Source organism: Streptomyces sp. NPDC026092 (assembly GCF_040638605.1).
Taxonomy (GTDB): Bacteria; Actinomycetota; Actinomycetes; order Streptomycetales; family Streptomycetaceae; genus Streptomyces.
This window is the reverse complement of record NZ_JBEZYN010000030.1, coordinates 1-18,167: the sequence shown is the minus strand read 5'-3', so window position 1 is coordinate 18,167 and position 18,167 is coordinate 1. Positions and strand designations below refer to the sequence as shown.

The following is an 18,167-nucleotide window of genomic DNA, read 5'->3' as shown; positions in this document are numbered from 1 at the left end:
CGTATCGGACCGGAAGGAACACCGGACGGAACAACGCAACTGGGCACGGCTCGACCTCCCTGAGGGCTTTGGCCACAGCCTCGCCCCGCCCCCAACGCTCCGCCACTCGGGCGACTCCGAACGGGTTTCGAGGGCCTGGGAAGCGGCAAAACGACACCCATGACTGAACACAGAGGTACGACGCAGGCGGCCAGGGTCATCGCCGTCGCCGCCGACATAGCCGCCGGCCTGATCGGCCTGTGGATCCTCATGTACCTGCTGGAGGCCAACCGGGCCAACGCCCTGGTGAGTTTCGTCCAGGACGCCGCCCGCTGGCTGGCCGCCTGGTCCTACGACCTCTTCACCTTCGACGACGCCTGGGCGCGGGTCGTCGCGGGCTACGGTCTCGCCGCCGTCGTCTACCTCGCCATCGGGCACACGGTGGCGGGCAGGCTCCGCAGCCGCTGACGTTCCGCGGAAGCCTCGCCGCCGCCCCTCAGGCCCCGCAGCACTCCGGTTCAAGCCCGCTCGGCAGCCGCTCCCCGCCGAAGACCGCCACCGTCGCCTCGTCGCCGCCCAGCGCCGCCACGGCGAGCAGCAGCGAGCCGGCCGTCCAGCTCGTGAGCTCCTCGGGCCAGACGGCCGCCTCGCCCTCGAAGACGTACCCCGTCCAGTACATGCCGCCCTCGGCCCGCAGGTGCTGGATGGACTGGAGTATCTCCAGGGCCCGGTCGGACTCGCCCATCGCCCAGAGGGCGAGGGCGAGTTCGCAGCTCTCGCCGCCGGTCACCCACGGGTTGGGCAGCACGCACCGCACGCCGAGGCCGGGGACGACGAAGTCGTCCCAGCGCTCGTCGATCCGGGCCGTGGCCGCCGCGCCCCTCACCGCGCCGCCGAGGACCGGGTAGTACCAGTCCATCGAGTAACGGGACTTGTCGAGGAAGCGCTCGGGGTGGCTGCGGATCGCGTGGCCGAGCGCGCCGGTCGCCAGTTCCCAGTCGGGCTGGGGCTCCTCGCGCGCCTCGGCGATGGCGAGCGCGCAGCGCAGCGCCTGGTGGATGGAGGAACTGCCGGTGAGGAGCGCGTCCTCGACCGCCTGCCCGTCCGCCTCCCGCTTCCAGCCGATCTGCCCGCCGGGCCGCTGGAGCGCGAGGACGAACTCGACGGCGGCGTAGACGACCGGCCACATCCGGTCGAGGAACGCGTCGTCGCCGGTCGCGAGGTAGTGGTGCCAGACGCCGACGGCGACGTACGCGACGAAGTTGGACTCGCGGCCGCGGTCGGTGACGTCGTCCGCGTCGCCGTCGCGGTAGGCCGCGTACCAGGAGCCGTCGGCGTTCTGGTGCCGGGCCAGCCACTCGTACGCCCGGGCCGCCGCCGTGTGCTCGCCTGCGGTGTCCAGGGCCATGGCGGCCTCGGTGTGGTCCCAGGGGTCGAGGTGGTGGCCGCGGAACCACGGGATCGCGCCGTCCTCGCACTGGACGGCGAGGATCCCGGCGACGGTCTCGGCGGCCTGTTCGGCGGTGAGGACCCCGGGGAGGAGCAGGTGCTCCGCGATCTGCTCAGGGCTCGTCACTTGGCGCCGGCCTCGACGGAGTCGGAGTCGGCCTTCGGCAGGTGGGGCTTGGTCGCGTACGCCACGAAGCTCTTGCCGACCACCGGGTTGAGCAGCTGCTCGGCGACCCGGGTCAGGGCGGGCTTCTTCATGATGTCCCAGACCAGGAGCTTGTGGTACGCCCGTACCGGCAGCGCCTTGTCGTTGTCCACGCCGAACGCGCACTTCAGCCACCAGTACGGCGCGTGCAGCGCGTGCGCGTGGTGGGTGCCGTACGGCTTGAGGCCCGCCTGGCGGATCTTGGCGAGCAGCTCGTCCGCCTTGTAGATGCGGATGTGGCCGCCCTCGACCTCGTGGTACGCGTCGGAGAGCGCCCAACAGACCTTCTCGGGGCCGTAGCGCGGGACGGTGACGGCGATCCGGCCGCCCGGCTTGAGGACCCGGACCATCTCGGCGAGGACGCCCTTGTCGTCCGGGATGTGCTCCATGACCTCGGAGATGATCACGACGTCGAACGACTCGTCGGGGAAGGGCAGGTTGAGCGCGTCGCCCTCCATCGCGGTGGCCGTCGCGCCGGCCGGGGCCTCGCCGGCCTCCTTCATCGCCGCGAACCACTTGGCGACCTCGCGGATCTCCTCGCCGTTCTGGTCGAGGGCCACGACCTGGGCGCCGCGCCGGTAGCACTCGAAGGCGTGCCGGCCCGCACCGCAGCCCAGATCGAGCACGCGGTCGCCGGGGGCGAGCGGGAAGCGGGTGAAGTCGACGGTCAGCACGAGGTCTGCCCTTCCGGTGCGGTGGTGGTGCGGGGGTGGGAGCGGTACGCGGGGGCGGTGGCGGCGGGCACGGTCACCGGCGGGCTCCTTGGCGTACGGGACGCCCCTGGGAGGCGATCGCCTCGCGGTAGAGGTCCGCCGTGCCCTGGGCGGCCTTGGCCCAGGTGAAGCGGTCGAGGACACGCTCGCGCCCCGCCGCCCCGAGGCGCGCGCGGAGTTCCGGGTCGGCGAGGAGCCGGCCGAGGGCGGTCGCGAGGGCGCCCGCGTCGCCGGGGCGGACGGCCAGGCAGGTCTCGCCGTCGGCTCCGGTGACCTCGGGGATCGCGCCGCCGGTGGTGGCGACGAGCGGGGTCCCGGTGGCCATGGCCTCGGCGGCCGGCAGCGAGAACCCCTCGTACAGGGACGGTACGCAGGAGACCTGGGCGGACCGGACGAGGTCGACGAGCTCGCGGTCGGAGATCCCCTTGACGAACTCGACGGCGCCTTCGAGCCCGTACCGCTCGATGGCCTGGGCGACCGGCCCGTCCTCGGCGCGCTTGCCGACGACGACGAGGTGCGCGGCCGGGTTCTCGGTGCGGAGCTTCGCGAGGGCCTCGACGAGGTGGACGAGGCCCTTGAGCGGGACGTCGGCGCTGGAGGTGGTGACGATGCGGCCGGGGACCTCGGCGACGGAGGGGTCGGGCGACCAGAGGTCGGTGTCGGCGCCGATGTGGACGACCCGGACGCGGTCCTGGCGTACGCCGAGGTGGGAGACGATCTCCTGCTCGGAGGAGCCGGAGACGGTGAGGACCGAGGGCAGGCGCCGGGCGACGCGCTTCTGCATCCGGGTGAAGCCGTACCAGCGGCGGACGGAGAGGCGCCGCTTCCAGTCGTCGGCGGCGTCGAGGTCGAGCTGCCGGTCGACGGTGATGGGGTGGTGGATCGTGGTGACGAGCGGGGCGCCGAGCACCCGGGGGCCGCCGAGGAGTCCGTAGCCGAGCGTCTGGTTGTCGTGGACGACGTCGAAGTCGCCGCGGCGGGCGGCGAGCATGCGCCGGGCCCGCAGGGAGAAGGTGAGCGGCTCGGGGAATCCGCCGGTCCACATGGTGGCGACCTCGAGGGCGTCGATCCAGTCGCGGTACTCGTCGCGCTTCGGCGTACGGAACGGGTCCGGCGAGCGGTAGAGGTCGAGGCTGGCGATCTCGGTGAGCGGGACGCCCTCGTCGAGGGTGGGGTACGGCTGGGAGCCGATGACCTCGACGTGGTGGCCGAGGCGGGCGAGTTCGCGGGAGAGGTGGCGGACATAGACGCCCTGACCACCACAGAAGGGATTGCCCTTGTACGTGAGGAGAGCGATCCGCAACGGGGAGTCACCGTGGTCCGGGACGCCCTGGCGGGGGCTTGCCTCTATGGCCTCAGCGGTCACTCGCGGCCCCCTTCGAGCTTGCGTTTCGCGGGAGCGTAACCGCTCGCGCTAATCTAGAACAAGTTTCAGACTTGTCAGACGTGATCATTCTTGATCGTTCAAGGAGCACAGAATCTACCGGCAGGTAGCCGCGTCGCGAGAGCCGCACCAGGTGATTCGCGCCACGGCGGAAGCCCCGCCATACTCCGGCCGTACCGCCGCTCGCCCACCGCACGGAACGGGACTTCATGACCGCGGAAGACAGACCCGCATCGCCGCCCCTGACGGAGCGCCAGGAGGCGCGCCGCCGTCGCATCCTGCACGCGAGCGCGCAGCTCGCCGGGCGGGGCGGATTCGACGCCGTACAGATGCGGGAGGTCGCGGAGGCGGCCGGGGTGGCCCTGGGCACGCTGTACCGCTACTTCCCCTCCAAGATCCATCTGCTGGTCGCGACGATGCAGGACCAGCTCCAGCACATGCACACCACGCTGCGGAAGCGTCCGCCGGCCGGTGAGACCTCGGCCGAGCGGGTCGCGGAGACGCTGATGCGGGCGTTCCGGGCGCTCCAGCGCGAGCCGCAGCTCGCGGACGCGATGGTGCGGGCGCTGACGTTCGCGGACCGGAGCGTGAGCCCGGAGGTGGACACCGTCTCGCGGTTGACGACGGCGATCATCCTGGACTCGATGGGGCTCGAGCACCCGACGCCGCAGCAGCTGTCGGCGGTACGGGTGATCGAGCACACCTGGCACTCGGCGCTGATCACCTGGCTGTCGGGGCGGGCGTCGATCGCCCAGGTCAAGATCGACATCGAGACGGTGTGCCGCTTGATCGACCTGACGATGCCGGAGGGGTCCGGTTCCGCGTCCGGTTCCGGGTCCGCGACCGGGTCCGCGACCGGCCCCGTGGCCCCGTAGAGGGGCCACGGGACGAGGCGGACGGCGGACCGTTACTGCTTCTTGTTCTTCTCCAGGTCGGCCTTGAACAGCGCCTCGCACTTGGTGGAGTTGTCCGTGCCGATGAACATCACCATGGCGAGGCCCGCGGCGCCGTGGTTGCTGGCCTTGAGCGACCAGCCGCCCTTGTTCAGCGTCTGGACGGTGGAGCCGGCCTGCTCGGTCTTCTGGCCCTGCGTCCAGCCGCCGCCGGTCAGCGTGGTCACCGTGGCCTCGTAGGACTTCTTCGGGTCCGCCGCCTTCTGGGCGTCGGGCGTCCACGACACCATGCACTCCTTGAGCCCCGCCGGGATGTCCTCGCCCGAGGAGTCCCGGACGAAGCCCGCCGCCGTGGCCGCGGCCTCGATCTCCTTCTCGACCGCGGCCGCGGTGGGGCTGTCGCCGCCGCCCGCCTCCGCGCCGCCGGTCGTGGAGCCCGAGGAGGAGGCAGTGGAGCCGCCGCCCTTGTTCTTGCCCGAGCCGCCCTCGCTGCCGCAACCCGCGACCAGCAGCACCACACCGGCGGCCACGGCCACCATCTTCGCCTTGCGCACAACTCTCCCGATCCTGAGTGCACACGGGCCTGTTGCCCCCGTGATCAAGGGAAGATTTTTGCACGTGGGAAGGGTCCGGGGCGCCGCGCCCGGCCGTGCACCCCACGGTCAGTCCTGGTTCACGAGGAGTTCCCAGTCCTTCTGGCTGAACCCGTTCATGCAGGCGTCCTCGGAGGCCTGGAAGGACACCATGTCGACGGATCCCAGGTCGTGATGCCGGCCCATCAGCGTCCAGCCGCTCTTCTTGAGGGTGACACTGACGGTGCTGCCCTTCGCGTCGACCTTCTCCTCGCGGCGGTCCGTCGTCACCCTCCACCCCCTCTTCACCAGTTCGGCGGTGGCGGCGTCGAACTTCCCCCGGGGATCTCCACTTTCGCGCAGCTCCGGGTCCGTGCTCATCCAGTGCGCCGAACAGGCCGTGGCCCGCGCCTTGAGCCTCTCCTTCTCGCGCTCCTTCTCGGTGGACGGCGTGGCGGAGGGCGTTGCGGACGCCACCGCCTCGGGCCGTCCGGAGGCCGGCAGCCCGACGGCGGCCGTGGCCCCGTCGATGTCGGCCTGGGCCGCGGTCCGCCCGAAGGGCGTGCCGGCATCGGCCTGCCTCTCGGACTCGCCGCACCCGGTCAGAAGTGCTGCCGCGGCCATCGCCACGGCAGCCCACCGCATCCTCACCATGTCCCCCACCCCTGTCGTACGTATGCCGCAGGAGTGTCACACACGGCTCGGGCCCGTCGACCGGGCCGGTCACTCCTCAGGCGGGAAGACCGGCTCCCCGCTGTCGAGCAGGGTGATCAGGATGGCCTCGACCGGGCAGCCCTCGGCCGCCGCGAGGACGCGCTCGTTCGCGTCGGACTCCGGGTCGCGCGGGTGGGACTGGCGGGCCGTGTCGAGCCGGAAGCCGTCCGGGGCGTGGTTGACGCACATGCCGGAGCCGATGCACACGCTCCGGTCGACCTCCACGATCCAGCGGTCGCCCATCACGCACCACCGGGCCCCTCGTACCCGGCCGGCAGGTGGACCATCTTGTACTCCAGGTACTCGCCGAAGCCCTCGGGCCCGAACTCCCGGCCCAGGCCGGAGTTCTTGTAGCCGCCGAAGGGGCCGAGCATGTCGAGGCTGAAGGTGTTGATGTTGAAGGTGCCCGTGCGGACCTTCCGGGAGAAGTCGATGCCGTGCTCCACGTCTCCGGTCCAGACGCTGCCGCTGAGGCCGAAGTCGGAGTCGTTGGCGATCGCGAGGGCCTCGCTCTCGTCCCCGTACGGGAGGAGGCAGATGACGGGCCCGAAGATCTCCTCGCGGGCGATGCGCATGGAGTTGTCGACGCCGCCGAAGAGGGTCGGCTCGACGTACCAGCCGCGGTCGAGCCCGGCGGGCCGCCCTCCGCCGGTCAGCACCTTGGCGCCCTCGTCCTGCCCGATCTTGATGTAGTCGAGGGAGCGCTGCCGCTGCCGCTGGGCGACGAGCGGGCCGACCTGGGTGGCGGGGTCGAGCGGGTCGCCGACCACCAGGGCGCCCGCGGCGGCGGCGAAGGCCTCGGCGATCTCGTCGTACCGGCTGCGCGGGGCGAGGATGCGGGTCTGGGCGACGCAGGCCTGGCCGTTGTTCATCCAGGCGGCGGGGACGATCCCGGCGACGGTGGCGGCGAGGTCGGCGTCGGGGAGGATGACGGCGGCGGACTTGCCGCCGAGTTCGAGGGTGACGCGGGTGAGGTTGCGGGAGGCGACCTCCATCACGCGCTTGCCGGCGGCGACCGAGCCGGTGAACGAGACCTTGTCGACGCCCGGGTGGCCGACCAGGTACTCGCTGACCTCGCGGTCGGCGGGCAGGATGGACAGGACGCCCTCCGGGAGGCCGGCCTCGGTCGCGATCTCGGCGAGGATGTACGAGTCGAGGGGGGACTCGGGCGACGGCTTGAGGATCACGGTGCAGCCGGCGAGCAGGGCGGGCCCGAGCTTGGCGGCGGCGGTGAACTGCGGGACGTTCCAGGGCACGACGGCCGCGACGACGCCGACGGGCTCCCGGCGCACCATGATCGGTCCGAGGACGCCGGCGCGCCGGCTCTCGTACGGGAACTCACGGGCGATGGTGATCGCCGCGTCCCAGACCATCATGGCGCCGAGGGCCTGGGCGAGGACGCTCCAGGAGTACGGGGAGCCGTTCTGGGAGCTGATCGACCGGGCGATCTCCTCGTGGCGCACGGCGATGGCGTCCTTGATCCGCCCGACGACCGCGATGCGCTCCTCGAGGGTCGTCCGCGGCCAGGGCCCGTTGTCGAACGCCTCCCGGGCGACGGCGACGGCCCGGTCCACGTCGGCCCGCGAGGCGTGCGGCACGCGACCGATGACCTCCTCGCTGTGCGGCGAGATCACCTCGATGACGTCCCCGCCCGCCGGCTCGGTCAACTCCCCGCCGATGTACAGCTTTCCGTGCTCCACAAGCTCGGTCATGACCGACTGCCTCCCGGAACGGAACCCGCGATGCTTCTGACTGTGTATCAGAACTGATACCAGTTCTAGTTATAGGGAGCAATGCTCCGGACGGAATGGGCCCCCACCAGCCTCTTTGGACGGCCAACTGCCCACCCGAACCCCTCACATCACCCCACCTCCGCGACGGCTGACATCACGTGTCCATTTCCCCCCTACCCAAGCCTGGAGTCCCCCCATGGACCGAACCCCCGGCTCCCCCCCTCTCCCGCCGCGGCCTCATACGCACCGGCGTCGGCGCCTCGCTCGCCGCGCTCGGGCTCGGCGTCGGCGCGCAGACCGCATCGGCCGACGTGGCCGTCACCAAGCGGTTCGACCTCACGCAGCCGTCGCACGACCTGTTCCGATCCGCGAACACGCACGGTGCGCGGGTCCAGCAGAGCTTCGCCTTCGACTGGGTGAACAAGTTCCTGTTCGTGGCGACCAAGCGGAGCGGAAGCCCCGAGTCCGCCGGCGACCTGTGCATCAACAAGATGGACTTCGACGGGAACTACCTCTCGTACATGCACCTCAACGGCTTCGGCCACGGTGTCGCCTTCGCCGCACTGCCGGACGGCTCCGGCACCGAGCTGTGGATCGAGTGCGCCGCGAACGGCAACGGGTACGGCACCGCGCTCGCCCCCATCCGGTACACCCCCGCCACCACCCTGAGCTCGCCGGCCGGCTCGGCCGCCTACCGGCCGATCGCCGGGGCCACCGAATACACCTGCTCCGTCGATCCGGTCTACCGGCGCGTGATCGTGCGCTACCACACCAGCGGCGGCAAGCGCATCGCCGTGTACCCCCTCTCCGCCTTCGAGACGCGCAGTTTCGGCACGCCGCTGGTCGACTTCAAGCAGCCGACGATCTCCGGTACTCCGCAGGGCTACACCCTCTACGGCTCGTACATGTACTTCCTGACGGGTGACGCCTACCCCGGCGACGGCACCCCGACCGGCGACGGCAACTCCTATGTCACGAGCATCGACATCAACACGGGCACCGTGGAGCAGGGCCCCGTCCTCACCAAGGCCGGCGCCACCCTCCACCACCGCGAGCCCGAGGGCCTGGCGATCTACCGTACGGACGCCGGCGAGGCCCGTCTCTTCATCGGCTTCGCCACCGGGGTGGAGGGCGACCGACGCTCCAGCATCTTCTACAAGAACGTGCTGGTCTGAGCCATGTCCGCCCGGCGGCCCGTCATCGGCCGCCGGGGGGACACCGACCACGACGGACGGATCGCGGCCTCAGGGGGACGGGCGAGGACAAGGCGACGCAGGCCACTCTGACGGATCGTCAGTTCTCGTTATAGTGGGCCGTGTTCGAGCAGGCGTCTTGCCGTCGCGGAGAGATGAGGGCCCATGAGCCAGGTGACCGAGCACGGCGGAGGCGTCTGGTCGATCCGGGTTCCCATCCCGGACAACCCCCTCGGGCACACCCTCGTCCACGTCCTCGACACCGACCGGGGGCCCGTGCTCATCGACACCGGCTGGGACGATCCCGCGTCCTGGACCGAACTGGCCGACGGGCTGGTCGCGTTGGGGACCTCCGTACGGGACGTGCACGGGGTCGTCATCACCCACCACCACCCCGACCACCACGGCCTCTCGGGGCAGGTCCGCGAGGCGTCCGGGGCGTGGATCGCGATGCACGCCGCCGACACCGCCGTCGTCCGCCGCACCCGCGAGTCCGAGCCGGGTACGTGGCTCGACTACCTCGCCCGCAAGCTGACCGCCGTCGGCGCGCCCGAGGAGCACACCGCGCCGCTCCTCGCCGCCCGGGCCTCCGGCCGCCGCGCGAGCACCCTGCCCGGGCTCCGCTCCGCCCTGCCCGACCGCGAGATCGTCCCCGGCGAACTCCTCGACCTCGCCGGCCGCCGGCTGCGCGCGATCTGGACCCCCGGCCACACCCCCGGCCACGTCTGCCTGCACCTGGAGGAGGAACACCCCTCCCGACTCCCCGGGCACGGCCGGCTCTTCTCCGGCGACCACCTGCTGCCCGGGATCTCTCCGCACATCGGCCTCTACGAGGACCCGGACGACTCCACGGTGACCGACCCCCTCGGCGACTACCTCGACTCCCTGGAGCGGATCGGCCGGCTCGGCGTCGCGGAGGTGCTCCCCGCCCACCAGTACGCCTTCGCCGACGCGGCAGGGCGGGTACGGGAGTTGCTCGACCACCACGAGGAGCGGCTCACCCGGCTCCTGGACCTCCTCGCGACGCCGCTCACCCCCTGGCAGCTCGCCGAGCGCATGGAGTGGAACCGCCCCTGGGACCAGATCCCGTACGGCTCCCGGCACATCGCGGTCAGCGAGGCCGAGGCGCATGTGCGCCGGCTCGTGAAGCTGGGCCGCGCGGAGGCGGTGGCGGGTACGGAGCCGGTGACGTACGTGGCGGTGTGAGGCCCGGCGTAGACCTCACGCTCAGGCTTTGGCGATCCTGATCACCGACGCCCCCAGGATCAGCGGAGCCGTACCGCCGCCGAGGATCATCATGGGAAGGGCCACCCACAGCAGCCAGTGCTCGCCGCCGTAAGCCGCGGCGTTCTCCACGAACATGACCCACAGGACGTGCATGACGGTCATCGCGATCAGCGCGATCCAGAACAGCCCCACGCCCACCGTCCACAGCCGGACCCTGCCGGGCGGGACCGTCAGCAGGCGCCGCCGGTAGAGGTGGAGCCCCACCATGGCGGCGAACAGGGCCAGGGTGCCGGGCACGCGCCACCACGCGTCCGCCGCCCACTGGAAGGGGCCCTGTTCCTGGTCCGATTCGGAGGGGTACCGCATCGCCCGGTCCATGAGGTCGACGCCGCCAATGAGGAAGACCACCATCGGGAGCAGGAAGAACAGCGCGTACAGCGGTCTGCCGAGCCCGAGCTTCAGGGTGTTCACCGCCCTCTCGCGGGCGGACGGGGCCCTGGACTCGGCCCGGGCACGCGGCACGGCCGCCTTGGGCCGGGGTCCGGGCGACACCCGGGCTGGGTAGGGGGTCGGGGTCAGGTTCGGGTCCTGGTTCGGGAGGACCGCCGTGGGCTTCGGGGCGTGCGAATCCAGGGCGGTGGTGACGCGCTCCGACGACGCCGTGGCAGCGGGCTCGCCCACCTCCCAGGAGTCCTCCTCCGCCTCCGCGTTGAGCAGCTCCTCCGCCTTCTGCGCGATCGCGGCGATCACCGGCCCCGGCAGCCAGGAGCCGGTGGTCGCGCCCCGCTCGTCGGCGACGGCGGCCAGTTCGGCGACGGTCGGGCGGTCCCCCGGCCGCTTGGCCAGGCAGTGCCGCGCCAGCTCACCGAAGCGGCCGCCGACCCCGTCGAGGTCCGGCTCGTGGTGGACGAGCCGGTAGAGCAGCTCGGCCACCGAGCCGCCGCCGAACGGCCCGCGCCCGGTGGCCGCGAAGGCCAGGACCGCGCCGAGCGAGAAGACGTCCGCGGCCGAGGAGATCTCCTTGCCCTCCGCCTGCTCGGGCGACATGTAGCCGGGCGAACCGACCACAAGACCGGTCCCGGTCAGCGCCGTCTCGTCCGCCGAGCGCGCGATGCCGAAGTCGATGAGGAGCGGTCCCGACTGCGCGAGCAGCACGTTGGACGGCTTGACGTCCCGGTGCACCAGGCCCGCCCCGTGCACCCCGTCGAGCGCGTGCGCGAGCCCGGACAGCAGCCGCCACAGGGCCTCCTGGGGCAGCGGCCCATGGGCGATCACGGCCTCGGAGAGCGCGGGCCCGGGAACGTACGCCGTGGCCAGCCAGGGCACCGCCGCCTCGGGATCCGCGTCCAGTACGGGTACGGTGCCCGCGCCCCGTAAGGACTGGGCAGCCTTGACCTCGCGGGCGAACCGTCGCCGGAATCCGGGGTCACCGGCCAGCGTGCCGTGCACCACCTTCAGCGCGACCGTCCGCCCACCCGGCGAACGGCCGAGATAGACGCAGCCCATGCCGCCCTCCCCCAGGCGGTAGAGCAACCGGTACGCGCCCACCCGACGCGGATCGGTCTCGGTCAACGGCCGCATTTCACACCCCCGTGAGACGCCGTCCTCGCGAACAGCGGCCAGCATGGCACAGCGGGCCCCCGCCCCGGCGGCGAGTCCGCGAAGCCGGGCAGCCCCCCTCGTACCCACCCGGCACGGGCCCCGGGAGAGCCGGGGCAGCCCCTTCCTCCCCACCCGCGCAGGGGCCGGTGGAGAGCCGGGGCAGGCCCTTCCTCCCCACCCGGCCCGGCCGGGTACGGGCCGGTAGAGTGTGCGAGTCGTCATCACACCCGTACGGGGGGAAGCCGGTGCAAATCCGGCGCTGACCCGCAGCCGTGACCGTCCCTCGCAGCGCGCCAAGGCGCCCTGAGGACGGAAGTCGGAATGCCCCGCCCGGGACGTGACCGCCGGCACCGTCGAGGAATACGGAGCCGAGCCTGGTGCCTCAGCGTGCCGGTGCCCGGCCGCAGGAGAGGCCACCACACGCATGACCACCGTTCGCCGCGGCGCCGCCGCCTTCGCAGCCGCAGCGGTGCTCTGCACCGGTCTGGCCCCCGTCGCCACCGCCGCGCCGTCGCCCTCCGCGACCCCCGCGCCGCCCGCCGTCCCGGCCGGTCTCTACGGCACGAAGGATCCGACGTACGACGGCGTGTGGCGCCAGTCCCTCGCGTTCATCGCCCAGACGACCAACGGCGTCCAGCCCGCCGACGAGGCCGTGGCCTGGCTGACGAAGCAGCAGTGCGCCAACGGCGCCTACTCTTCCTTCCGCGCGGACCCGGCGAAGCCCTGTGACGCGACCACCATGCTGGACACCAACGCGACCGCCGTCGCCGTCCAGGCGTTCACCGGCGTCAGGGCCAAGAGCACCGACCCCGAGCCGCTCGGCAAGTCCGCCGAGGCCGGCGCGAGCTGGCTGAAGAGCGTGCAGAACAAGGACGGCGGCTGGGGCTACAACCCCGGCAGCCCCAGCGACGCCAACTCCACCTCGATCGTCGTCAGCGCCCTCACCGCGCTCGGCCAGAAGCCCGGCGAGGTGAAGTCGGCCGACGGCAAGACCCCGTACGACGCGCTGCTCACCCTCGCCCTGCCCTGCTCCACCAAGGACGGCGCGGGCGCCTTCGCGTACCAGCCCGACAAGGACGGCAAGCTGCTCGCGAACGCCGACGCGACCGCCGCCGCCACCCTCGCGGGGCTCGGCAAGGGCATCACGGCGCTCGGTGTCGAGCCCCAGCAGACGCCGGCCTGCACGGCCGAGACGAAGCCCACGATCGACCGGGCCGCGCTCAACGGCGCCTCCTACCTGGCCGCCGCGCTCGCGAAGACCGGCCACCTGAACACCCCGCCGATGCCCGGCGCCACCGACCCGACCGAGCAGCCCGACTACGGCAACACCGCCGACGCCGTCGTCGCGCTCGCCGCCGCCGGTGCGACGAAGGAGGCGACCGGCGCGCTGACCTGGCTCAAGGCGAACTCCGCGCCCTGGGCGAAGGAGAACGGCCCGGCCGCGTACGCGCAGCTGATCCTGGCCGCGAAGGCGATGCACGTCGACCCGACCGCGTTCGGTTCGACCGACCTGATCAAGGAGCTGACCGCCACCGGCCCCGCGCCGAAGGCCACGCCGTCCCCCAAGGCCGAGGCGAGCCAGGAGAGCGACTCCGACTCGTTCAACCTGTGGTGGATCATCGGCATCGGCGCGGTCGTCGGCATCGGGATCGGCTTCCTGCTGAGCGGGCGCAAGAAGTGAGGGCACGGCTGCTCGGAGCGGCGGCCGGTGTCGTCCTGACCCTGGCCGCCACCGCCGCGCCCGCCGAGGCGGCCGGCTATCGCTACTGGTCGTACTGGGAGAGCGACGGCGCGACGACGTGGTCGTACGCAACCCAGGGCCCGGCGACCGCCCGGCCCTCCGACGGCGACGCGATCGGCTTCCGCTTCGCGGTCAGCGAGGACGCCAACGACGCTGCCAAGCCCACGACCGGCCCCGACTTCGCGGGGATCTGCGGCAGTACGGGCGAGAAGGCCGGCACCAAGCGGGTCGCCGTCGTGATCGACTTCGGCACCGTGCAGGACGCCCCGCAGGGCGAGACCCCGCCGCAGCCGCCGGTGAAGACCGGCTGCGCCCAGGTCCGTACCGACGCGACCAGCGCGGAGGCGCTGGCCGCCGTGGCGAAGCCGCTGCGGTACGACAGCGCGGCGCTGCTGTGCGGGATCGCCGGGTACCCGGCGAAGGGCTGCGGCGAGCAGGTGGCGGAGGAGAAGAAGCCCAGCGGCAACGCCACGGCGACGTCGGCCTCTCCCCAGGCTGGCGGGGGCGACGGCGGTGGGCCGTCCGTCGGGATCCTGGTGGGCGGAGCCGCCGTACTCGTCCTCGGCGGGGCCGCGCTCTGGAAGGCACGCCGCCGCGCATGATCCGTGCCCCCGAGGCGAGCCGTTCCAACGCGCTGCACGCGGGCGCCTGGTGGATCTGGGCGCTCGGTCTGGCCGTCGCCGCGTCCCGTACCACCAACCCGCTGCTCCTCGGCCTGATCGTCGCGGTCGCGGGCTATGTCGTCGCGGCCCGCCGTACGGACGCCCCGTGGGCGCGTTCGTACGGGGCGTTCGTGAAGCTGGGCCTGTTCGTGGTGGCCCTGCGGGTGGTGTTCTCGGTGGTGCTCGGTTCGGCGATCCCGGGGACGGTGGAGCTGTTCACGCTGCCCGAGGTGCCGATGCCGGAGTGGGCGCAGGGCGTGCGGATCGGCGGCCGGGTGACGGCGGAGCAGGTCGTCTTCGCCGTCTACGACGGGGCCAAGCTGGCGACCCTGCTGATCTGTGTGGGCGCGGCGAACGCGCTCGCGAACCCGGCGCGGCTGCTCAAGTCGCTGCCGGGCGCGCTGTACGAGGCGGGAGTCGCGGTCGTCGTGGCGATGACGTTCGCGCCGAACATGGTGGCCGATGTGGTGCGGTTGCGGACCGCCCGGCGGCTGCGCGGGCGGCCGACGGGCGGGGTGCGGGCGGTGCTGCAGATCGGGCTTCCGGTTCTGGAGGGCGCGCTGGAGCGCTCGATCGCGGTGGCGGCGTCGATGGACGCGCGGGGGTACGGGCGTACGGCGCAGGTGCCGCCGGCCGTACGGCGGACGACGAACCTGCTGACGCTGGGCGGGCTGCTCGGGGTGTGCGCGGGTTCGTACGGGCTGCTGGCGGCGGAGGGCGCGGGGTACGGGCTGCCGCTGGTCGTCGCCGGGCTTGTCGCGGCGATGGCGGGGCTCCGGCTCGGTGGCCTGCGTGCGGTACGGACCCGGTACCGGCCGGACCGGTGGGGAGCGCGAGCGTGGCTGGTGGCCGGTTCGGGCGTGGCGGTGGCGGCGCTGATGATCTGGGCGAACGTGTACGCGTACGACGCGCTGCATCCGGGGGTCGTACCGCTGGAGGCGCCGGAGCTGCCGGTGTGGCCGGCGGTGTCGCTGCTGGTGGGGTTGGTTCCGGCGTGGGTGGCCCCGGTGCCTGTCTCCGCATCCGCATCCGCATCCGTATCGAGGGAGTCGTAGTGATCCGGTTCGAGAACGTCTCGGTGCGGTACGGGGACGGGGCCGCGCCCACGCTCCAGGGCCTCGACCTGACGATCCCGGAGGGCGAACTCGTCCTGCTCGTCGGCCCGTCGGGGGTCGGCAAGTCGACGCTGCTCGGCGCGGTGTCGGGCCTGGTCCCGCACTTCACGGGCGGCACGCTGACGGGCCGGGTCACGGTCGCGGGGCGTGACACCCGTACGCACAAGCCGCGTGAGCTCGCGGACGTGGTCGGCACGGTCGGCCAGGACCCGCTCGCGCACTTCGTGACGGACACGGTCGAGGACGAGCTGGCGTACGGGATGGAGTCCCTGGGCCTGGCGCCCGCCGTGATGCGGCGGCGGGTCGAGGAGACCCTGGACCTCCTGGGCCTCGCGGAGCTGCGCGACCGGCCGATCGCGACGCTCTCCGGCGGGCAGCAGCAGCGGGTGGCGATCGGCTCGGTGCTGACCCCGCACCCGCGGGTCCTCGTCCTGGACGAGCCGACGTCGGCGCTCGACCCGGCGGCGGCGGAGGACGTCCTCGCGGTACTCCAGCGCCTTGTCCACGACCTCGGCACGACGGTCCTGATGGCGGAGCACCGCCTGGAGCGGGTGGTCCAGTACGCGGACCAGGTCCTGCTGCTGCCGGACGGGGTCATGGGCCCGCCGCCCGAGATCATGGCGATCTCCCCGATCCACCCTCCGGTCGTCTCCCTGGGCCGCCTGGCGGGCTGGCGCCCGCTCCCTCTGACGATCCGCGACGCCCGCCGAATGGCCTCCGACCTCCGGTCCCGCTTGGAGGGCCGGGTGCCCGAGGCGGCGGGGGCACCAGGGGGCGGCGGCCCTGCGGGGCCTTTCCCCCACCCCGCCCCTTCCCGTAACCGGGGGCTCCGCCCCCGGCCCCCCGGTCCTCAAACGCCGGACGGGCCGAATACGCCCCCCACCCCCGGACCGACGGCCGAACCGACCGACACTGCAACCACCGCCCAGCGGGGCCCGGAGGCAGACGCCTCCACCCTGCGGCACGAAGCCGCCGCCCCCCACGGGCCAGGGGCGCCGGCCCCGGACACCTCGGCGGAGCCGCGCGAAGCTGCCGCGCAGCCCGGGCCGGGGGCGGCAGCCCCCGCCGACCACCCGTCCACCACCCCCCAGGGCCGGCGCGAAGCCGCCGCTCCCCCCGGTGATCAACCGTCCCCCAGCCCCCGGCAGGGTTTCGGGAAGGGGCGGGGTGGGGGAATCTCCCTGTTCCGGCGGCGCGCACGAGGCGCCGCCGGCACGGCCCCGCCCCCCACCGCCCCCCTCGTCGACGTCCGCGCGCTCGGCGTGCGTCGGGGGCGGGTCGAGGCGTTGCGGCGCGTGGAGTTGCGGGTCGACGCCGGCGAGACCGTCGCGCTCATGGGACGCAACGGCGCCGGCAAGTCCACCCTGCTCAACGCCCTCGTCGGCATCGTCGAGCCCACCTCCGGCACCGCCCTCGTCTCCGGCCGGGCCCCGCACCGCACCGACCCCCGCGAGCTGATCCGCCACGTCGGTCTCGTGCCGCAGGAGCCCCGTGACCTGCTGTACGCGGACACCGTCGGCGCCGAGTGCGCCGCCGCCGACACCGACGCGGGCACCGCCCCCGGGACCTGCCGGGCCCTGGTGTCCGAGCTGCTGCCGGGCGTCGCGGACGACACCCACCCCCGCGACCTCTCCGAAGGCCAGCGCCTCGCCCTCGCGCTCGCCGTCGTCCTCACCGGACGCCCCCCTCTCCTCCTCCTCGACGAGCCGACCCGCGGTCTCGACTACGCCGCCAAGGCCCGCCTCGTCACCCACCTGCGCGAGCTCGCCGCCGCCGGGCACGCGATCGTGCTCGCCACCCACGACGTCGAACTGGCCGCCGAGCTGGCGCACCGCGTGGTGATCCTGGCCGGCGGCGAGGTCGTCGCGGACGGCCCGACGGCGGAGGTGGTCGTCTCATCCCCCGCCTTCTCCCCGCAGGTCGCCAAGATCCTCGCCCCGCAGCCCTGGCTCACGGTCGAGCAGGTCAGGGAGGCCCTGTGAGCCGGCCCATCCGCCTCGGCGTCCGTTCCGTCGCCGCGCTCGCCCTCGTCTCCACCGTCGGGCTGATCGCCGTCGGCTGGCCCCTCTTCGCCGACAGTGACTCCGCCGTCACGACGCACGCCGCCGACGCCCCCTGGTTCTTCGCCGCCCTCCTCCCCCTCCTCATCGCGGTCGTGGTCGCGACGATCGCCGACTCCGGCATGGACGCGAAGGCCGTCGCGATGCTCGGCGTGCTCGCGGCCGTCGGCGCGGCGCTGCGGCCGCTCGGGGCGGGCACGGCCGGCCTGGAACCGATGTTCTTCCTGATGGTGCTGAGCGGCCGGGTCCTCGGGCCGGGCTTCGGCTTCGTCCTCGGGGCCGTCACGATGTTCGCGTCCGCCCTGCTCACGGGCGGTGTGGGCCCCTGGATGCCGGTCCAGATGCTGGCCATGGGCTGGTTCACCATGGGCGCGGGCCTGCTGCCGGGCGCGGCGGAGCGCGGGATCCGGGGCCGGAGCGAGCTGCTGATGCTGTCTGCGTACGGCTTCGTGGCGGCCTTCGCGTACGGCACCGTCACCAATCTCTACGGCTGGGTCACCGTCGGCGGCCTCGGCACGGGAGTCTCCTTCCAGCCCGGGGACCCGGTGAACGAGAACCTGGTGCGCTTCCTGGCGTACGTCCTCGCCACCTCCCTCGGCTGGGACCTCGGCCGGGCCTCCCTCACCGTCGTCCTCACCCTCACCGTCGGCGGAACGCTCCTGAAGGCGCTCCGGCGGGCCACGCGACGCGCCAACTTCGAGGCCCAGGTCACATTCGACGGCCCGAAAGAGGCCCTCCGGGGTGAGGCGCCCCACAGGACCTAGGTCACGTACGAGGCGGCATAGGAGACGGGGCATACCCTCCTAAATCCCCACACACCCGTCGTCGAACTGCGAAAACGTCCCATCCCCCGCCCCCGGACCTTCGCCGCGGGTCCGACTCCGCTTCGTACCGGGGGTCGTTGCGTCGCCCGTTCGGCCCTGCT

The 18,167-nt window shown here is 72.9% G+C and carries 17 protein-coding genes and 1 riboswitch; of the genes, 9 read left to right on the top strand and 8 right to left on the bottom strand.

Going from position 1 to position 18,167, the window contains the following annotated elements; genetic code table 11:
• Positions 1-159 precede the first annotated feature (159 nt).
• On the top strand, positions 160-447 hold the full coding sequence (locus AB0F56_RS33050) for a hypothetical protein (RefSeq protein WP_362016529.1): 288 nt from the start codon (positions 160-162) through the stop codon (positions 445-447).
• A gap of 28 nt (positions 448-475) precedes the next feature.
• Here the strand turns inward: AB0F56_RS33050 and AB0F56_RS33045 are convergent, their stop codons facing one another.
• The 3 genes from AB0F56_RS33045 to AB0F56_RS33035 all read right to left on the bottom strand — a co-directional run bounded on the left by AB0F56_RS33045 (position 476) and on the right by AB0F56_RS33035 (position 3,712).
• Positions 476-1,555 carry a prenyltransferase gene (locus AB0F56_RS33045; protein ID WP_362016527.1) on the bottom strand — a complete coding sequence of 360 codons (1,080 nt, stop codon included), beginning with the start codon at positions 1,553-1,555 and terminating at the stop codon, positions 476-478.
• Positions 1,552-2,307: a class I SAM-dependent methyltransferase gene (locus AB0F56_RS33040; protein ID WP_362016525.1), complete on the bottom strand. Its 756-nt coding sequence runs from the start codon at positions 2,305-2,307 to the stop codon at positions 1,552-1,554. Before AB0F56_RS33040 ends, AB0F56_RS33045 begins: the two co-directional genes overlap by 4 nt.
• 73 nt (positions 2,308-2,380) lie before the next feature.
• Positions 2,381-3,712 carry a glycosyltransferase family 4 protein gene (locus AB0F56_RS33035; protein ID WP_362016523.1) on the bottom strand — a complete coding sequence of 444 codons (1,332 nt, stop codon included), beginning with the start codon at positions 3,710-3,712 and terminating at the stop codon, positions 2,381-2,383.
• Positions 3,713-3,939: 227 nt separating this feature from the next.
• On the opposite strand from AB0F56_RS33035, the gene AB0F56_RS33030 reads away from it, so the two are divergent.
• Positions 3,940-4,605, top strand: a complete 666-nt coding sequence (locus tag AB0F56_RS33030; RefSeq protein WP_362016521.1) for a TetR family transcriptional regulator — start codon at positions 3,940-3,942, stop codon at positions 4,603-4,605.
• A gap of 32 nt (positions 4,606-4,637) precedes the next feature.
• Here AB0F56_RS33030 and AB0F56_RS33025 read toward each other — a convergent pair whose 3' ends face one another.
• From AB0F56_RS33025 to AB0F56_RS33010, 4 genes are all read right to left on the bottom strand, one after another.
• On the bottom strand, positions 4,638-5,177 hold the full coding sequence (locus AB0F56_RS33025) for a hypothetical protein (protein ID WP_362016519.1): 540 nt from the start codon (positions 5,175-5,177) through the stop codon (positions 4,638-4,640).
• A 108-nt stretch (positions 5,178-5,285) separates the two neighbouring features.
• Positions 5,286-5,849, bottom strand: a complete 564-nt coding sequence (locus tag AB0F56_RS33020) for a hypothetical protein (protein WP_362016517.1) — start codon at positions 5,847-5,849, stop codon at positions 5,286-5,288.
• A 69-nt stretch (positions 5,850-5,918) separates the two neighbouring features.
• Positions 5,919-6,152 (bottom strand): ferredoxin, encoded by a 234-nt coding sequence (locus AB0F56_RS33015; protein ID WP_362016515.1) that lies wholly within the window; start codon positions 6,150-6,152, stop codon positions 5,919-5,921.
• Positions 6,152-7,621, bottom strand: coding sequence for an aldehyde dehydrogenase (locus tag AB0F56_RS33010; RefSeq protein ID WP_362016513.1), 1,470 nt, complete (start codon positions 7,619-7,621; stop codon positions 6,152-6,154). The genes AB0F56_RS33015 and AB0F56_RS33010 overlap by 1 nt, the downstream gene beginning before the upstream one ends.
• A gap of 179 nt (positions 7,622-7,800) precedes the next feature.
• On the opposite strand from AB0F56_RS33010, the gene AB0F56_RS33005 reads away from it, so the two are divergent.
• Together AB0F56_RS33005 and AB0F56_RS33000 are read left to right on the top strand one after the other, a co-directional pair.
• Positions 7,801-8,817, top strand: coding sequence for a teichoic acid biosynthesis protein C (locus AB0F56_RS33005; RefSeq protein ID WP_362016511.1), 1,017 nt, complete (start codon positions 7,801-7,803; stop codon positions 8,815-8,817).
• 183 nt (positions 8,818-9,000) lie between these two features.
• Positions 9,001-10,041, top strand: a complete 1,041-nt coding sequence (locus AB0F56_RS33000) for an MBL fold metallo-hydrolase (RefSeq protein ID WP_362016509.1) — start codon at positions 9,001-9,003, stop codon at positions 10,039-10,041.
• 21 nt (positions 10,042-10,062) lie between these two features.
• Here AB0F56_RS33000 and AB0F56_RS32995 read toward each other — a convergent pair whose 3' ends face one another.
• Positions 10,063-11,643 carry a serine/threonine-protein kinase gene (locus tag AB0F56_RS32995; protein WP_362016507.1) on the bottom strand — a complete coding sequence of 527 codons (1,581 nt, stop codon included), beginning with the start codon at positions 11,641-11,643 and terminating at the stop codon, positions 10,063-10,065.
• Positions 11,644-11,899: 256 nt separating this feature from the next.
• A riboswitch (cobalamin riboswitch) is annotated at positions 11,900-11,991 on the top strand.
• 97 nt (positions 11,992-12,088) lie between these two features.
• Here AB0F56_RS32995 and AB0F56_RS32990 point away from each other — a divergent pair.
• From AB0F56_RS32990 to AB0F56_RS32970, 5 genes are read left to right on the top strand one after another with little or no spacing between them, the layout of a single operon-like run.
• Entirely contained in the window at positions 12,089-13,345 is a 1,257-nt protein-coding gene (locus tag AB0F56_RS32990) for a prenyltransferase/squalene oxidase repeat-containing protein (RefSeq protein WP_362016505.1), read from the top strand.
• Complete coding sequence (locus AB0F56_RS32985) at positions 13,342-14,007, top strand: SCO2322 family protein (protein ID WP_362016503.1); 666 nt, start codon at positions 13,342-13,344, stop codon at positions 14,005-14,007. Before AB0F56_RS32990 ends, AB0F56_RS32985 begins: the two co-directional genes overlap by 4 nt.
• Positions 14,004-15,122: an energy-coupling factor transporter transmembrane protein EcfT gene (locus AB0F56_RS32980; RefSeq protein ID WP_362016501.1), complete on the top strand. Its 1,119-nt coding sequence runs from the start codon at positions 14,004-14,006 to the stop codon at positions 15,120-15,122. Before AB0F56_RS32985 ends, AB0F56_RS32980 begins: the two co-directional genes overlap by 4 nt.
• A complete protein-coding gene (locus tag AB0F56_RS32975) occupies positions 15,122-17,164 on the top strand; it encodes an ABC transporter ATP-binding protein (RefSeq protein WP_362016499.1) in 2,043 nt (680 codons plus the stop codon). Before AB0F56_RS32980 ends, AB0F56_RS32975 begins: the two co-directional genes overlap by 1 nt.
• Complete coding sequence (locus tag AB0F56_RS32970) at positions 17,161-18,006, top strand: ECF transporter S component (RefSeq protein ID WP_362016497.1); 846 nt, start codon at positions 17,161-17,163, stop codon at positions 18,004-18,006. Before AB0F56_RS32975 ends, AB0F56_RS32970 begins: the two co-directional genes overlap by 4 nt.
• The last annotated feature ends 161 nt before the right edge of the window (positions 18,007-18,167 follow it).

Bases quoted from the DNA above. Each gene is read 5' to 3' on its own strand.
- AB0F56_RS33050 (WP_362016529.1), top strand. From the start codon at position 160: ATGACTGAACACAGAGGTACGACGCAGGCGGCCAGGGTCATCGCCGTC.
- AB0F56_RS33030 (WP_362016521.1), top strand. From the start codon at position 3,940: ATGACCGCGGAAGACAGACCCGCATCGCCGCCCCTGACGGAGCGCCAG.
- AB0F56_RS33020 (WP_362016517.1), bottom strand. From the start codon at position 5,849: ATGGTGAGGATGCGGTGGGCTGCCGTGGCGATGGCCGCGGCAGCACTT.
- AB0F56_RS33015 (WP_362016515.1), bottom strand. From the start codon at position 6,152: ATGGGCGACCGCTGGATCGTGGAGGTCGACCGGAGCGTGTGCATCGGC.
- AB0F56_RS33010 (WP_362016513.1), bottom strand. From the start codon at position 7,621: ATGACCGAGCTTGTGGAGCACGGAAAGCTGTACATCGGCGGGGAGTTG.
- AB0F56_RS33000 (WP_362016509.1), top strand. From the start codon at position 9,001: ATGAGCCAGGTGACCGAGCACGGCGGAGGCGTCTGGTCGATCCGGGTT.
- AB0F56_RS32995 (WP_362016507.1), bottom strand. From the start codon at position 11,643: ATGCGGCCGTTGACCGAGACCGATCCGCGTCGGGTGGGCGCGTACCGG.
- AB0F56_RS32990 (WP_362016505.1), top strand. From the start codon at position 12,089: ATGACCACCGTTCGCCGCGGCGCCGCCGCCTTCGCAGCCGCAGCGGTG.
- AB0F56_RS32980 (WP_362016501.1), top strand. From the start codon at position 14,004: ATGATCCGTGCCCCCGAGGCGAGCCGTTCCAACGCGCTGCACGCGGGC.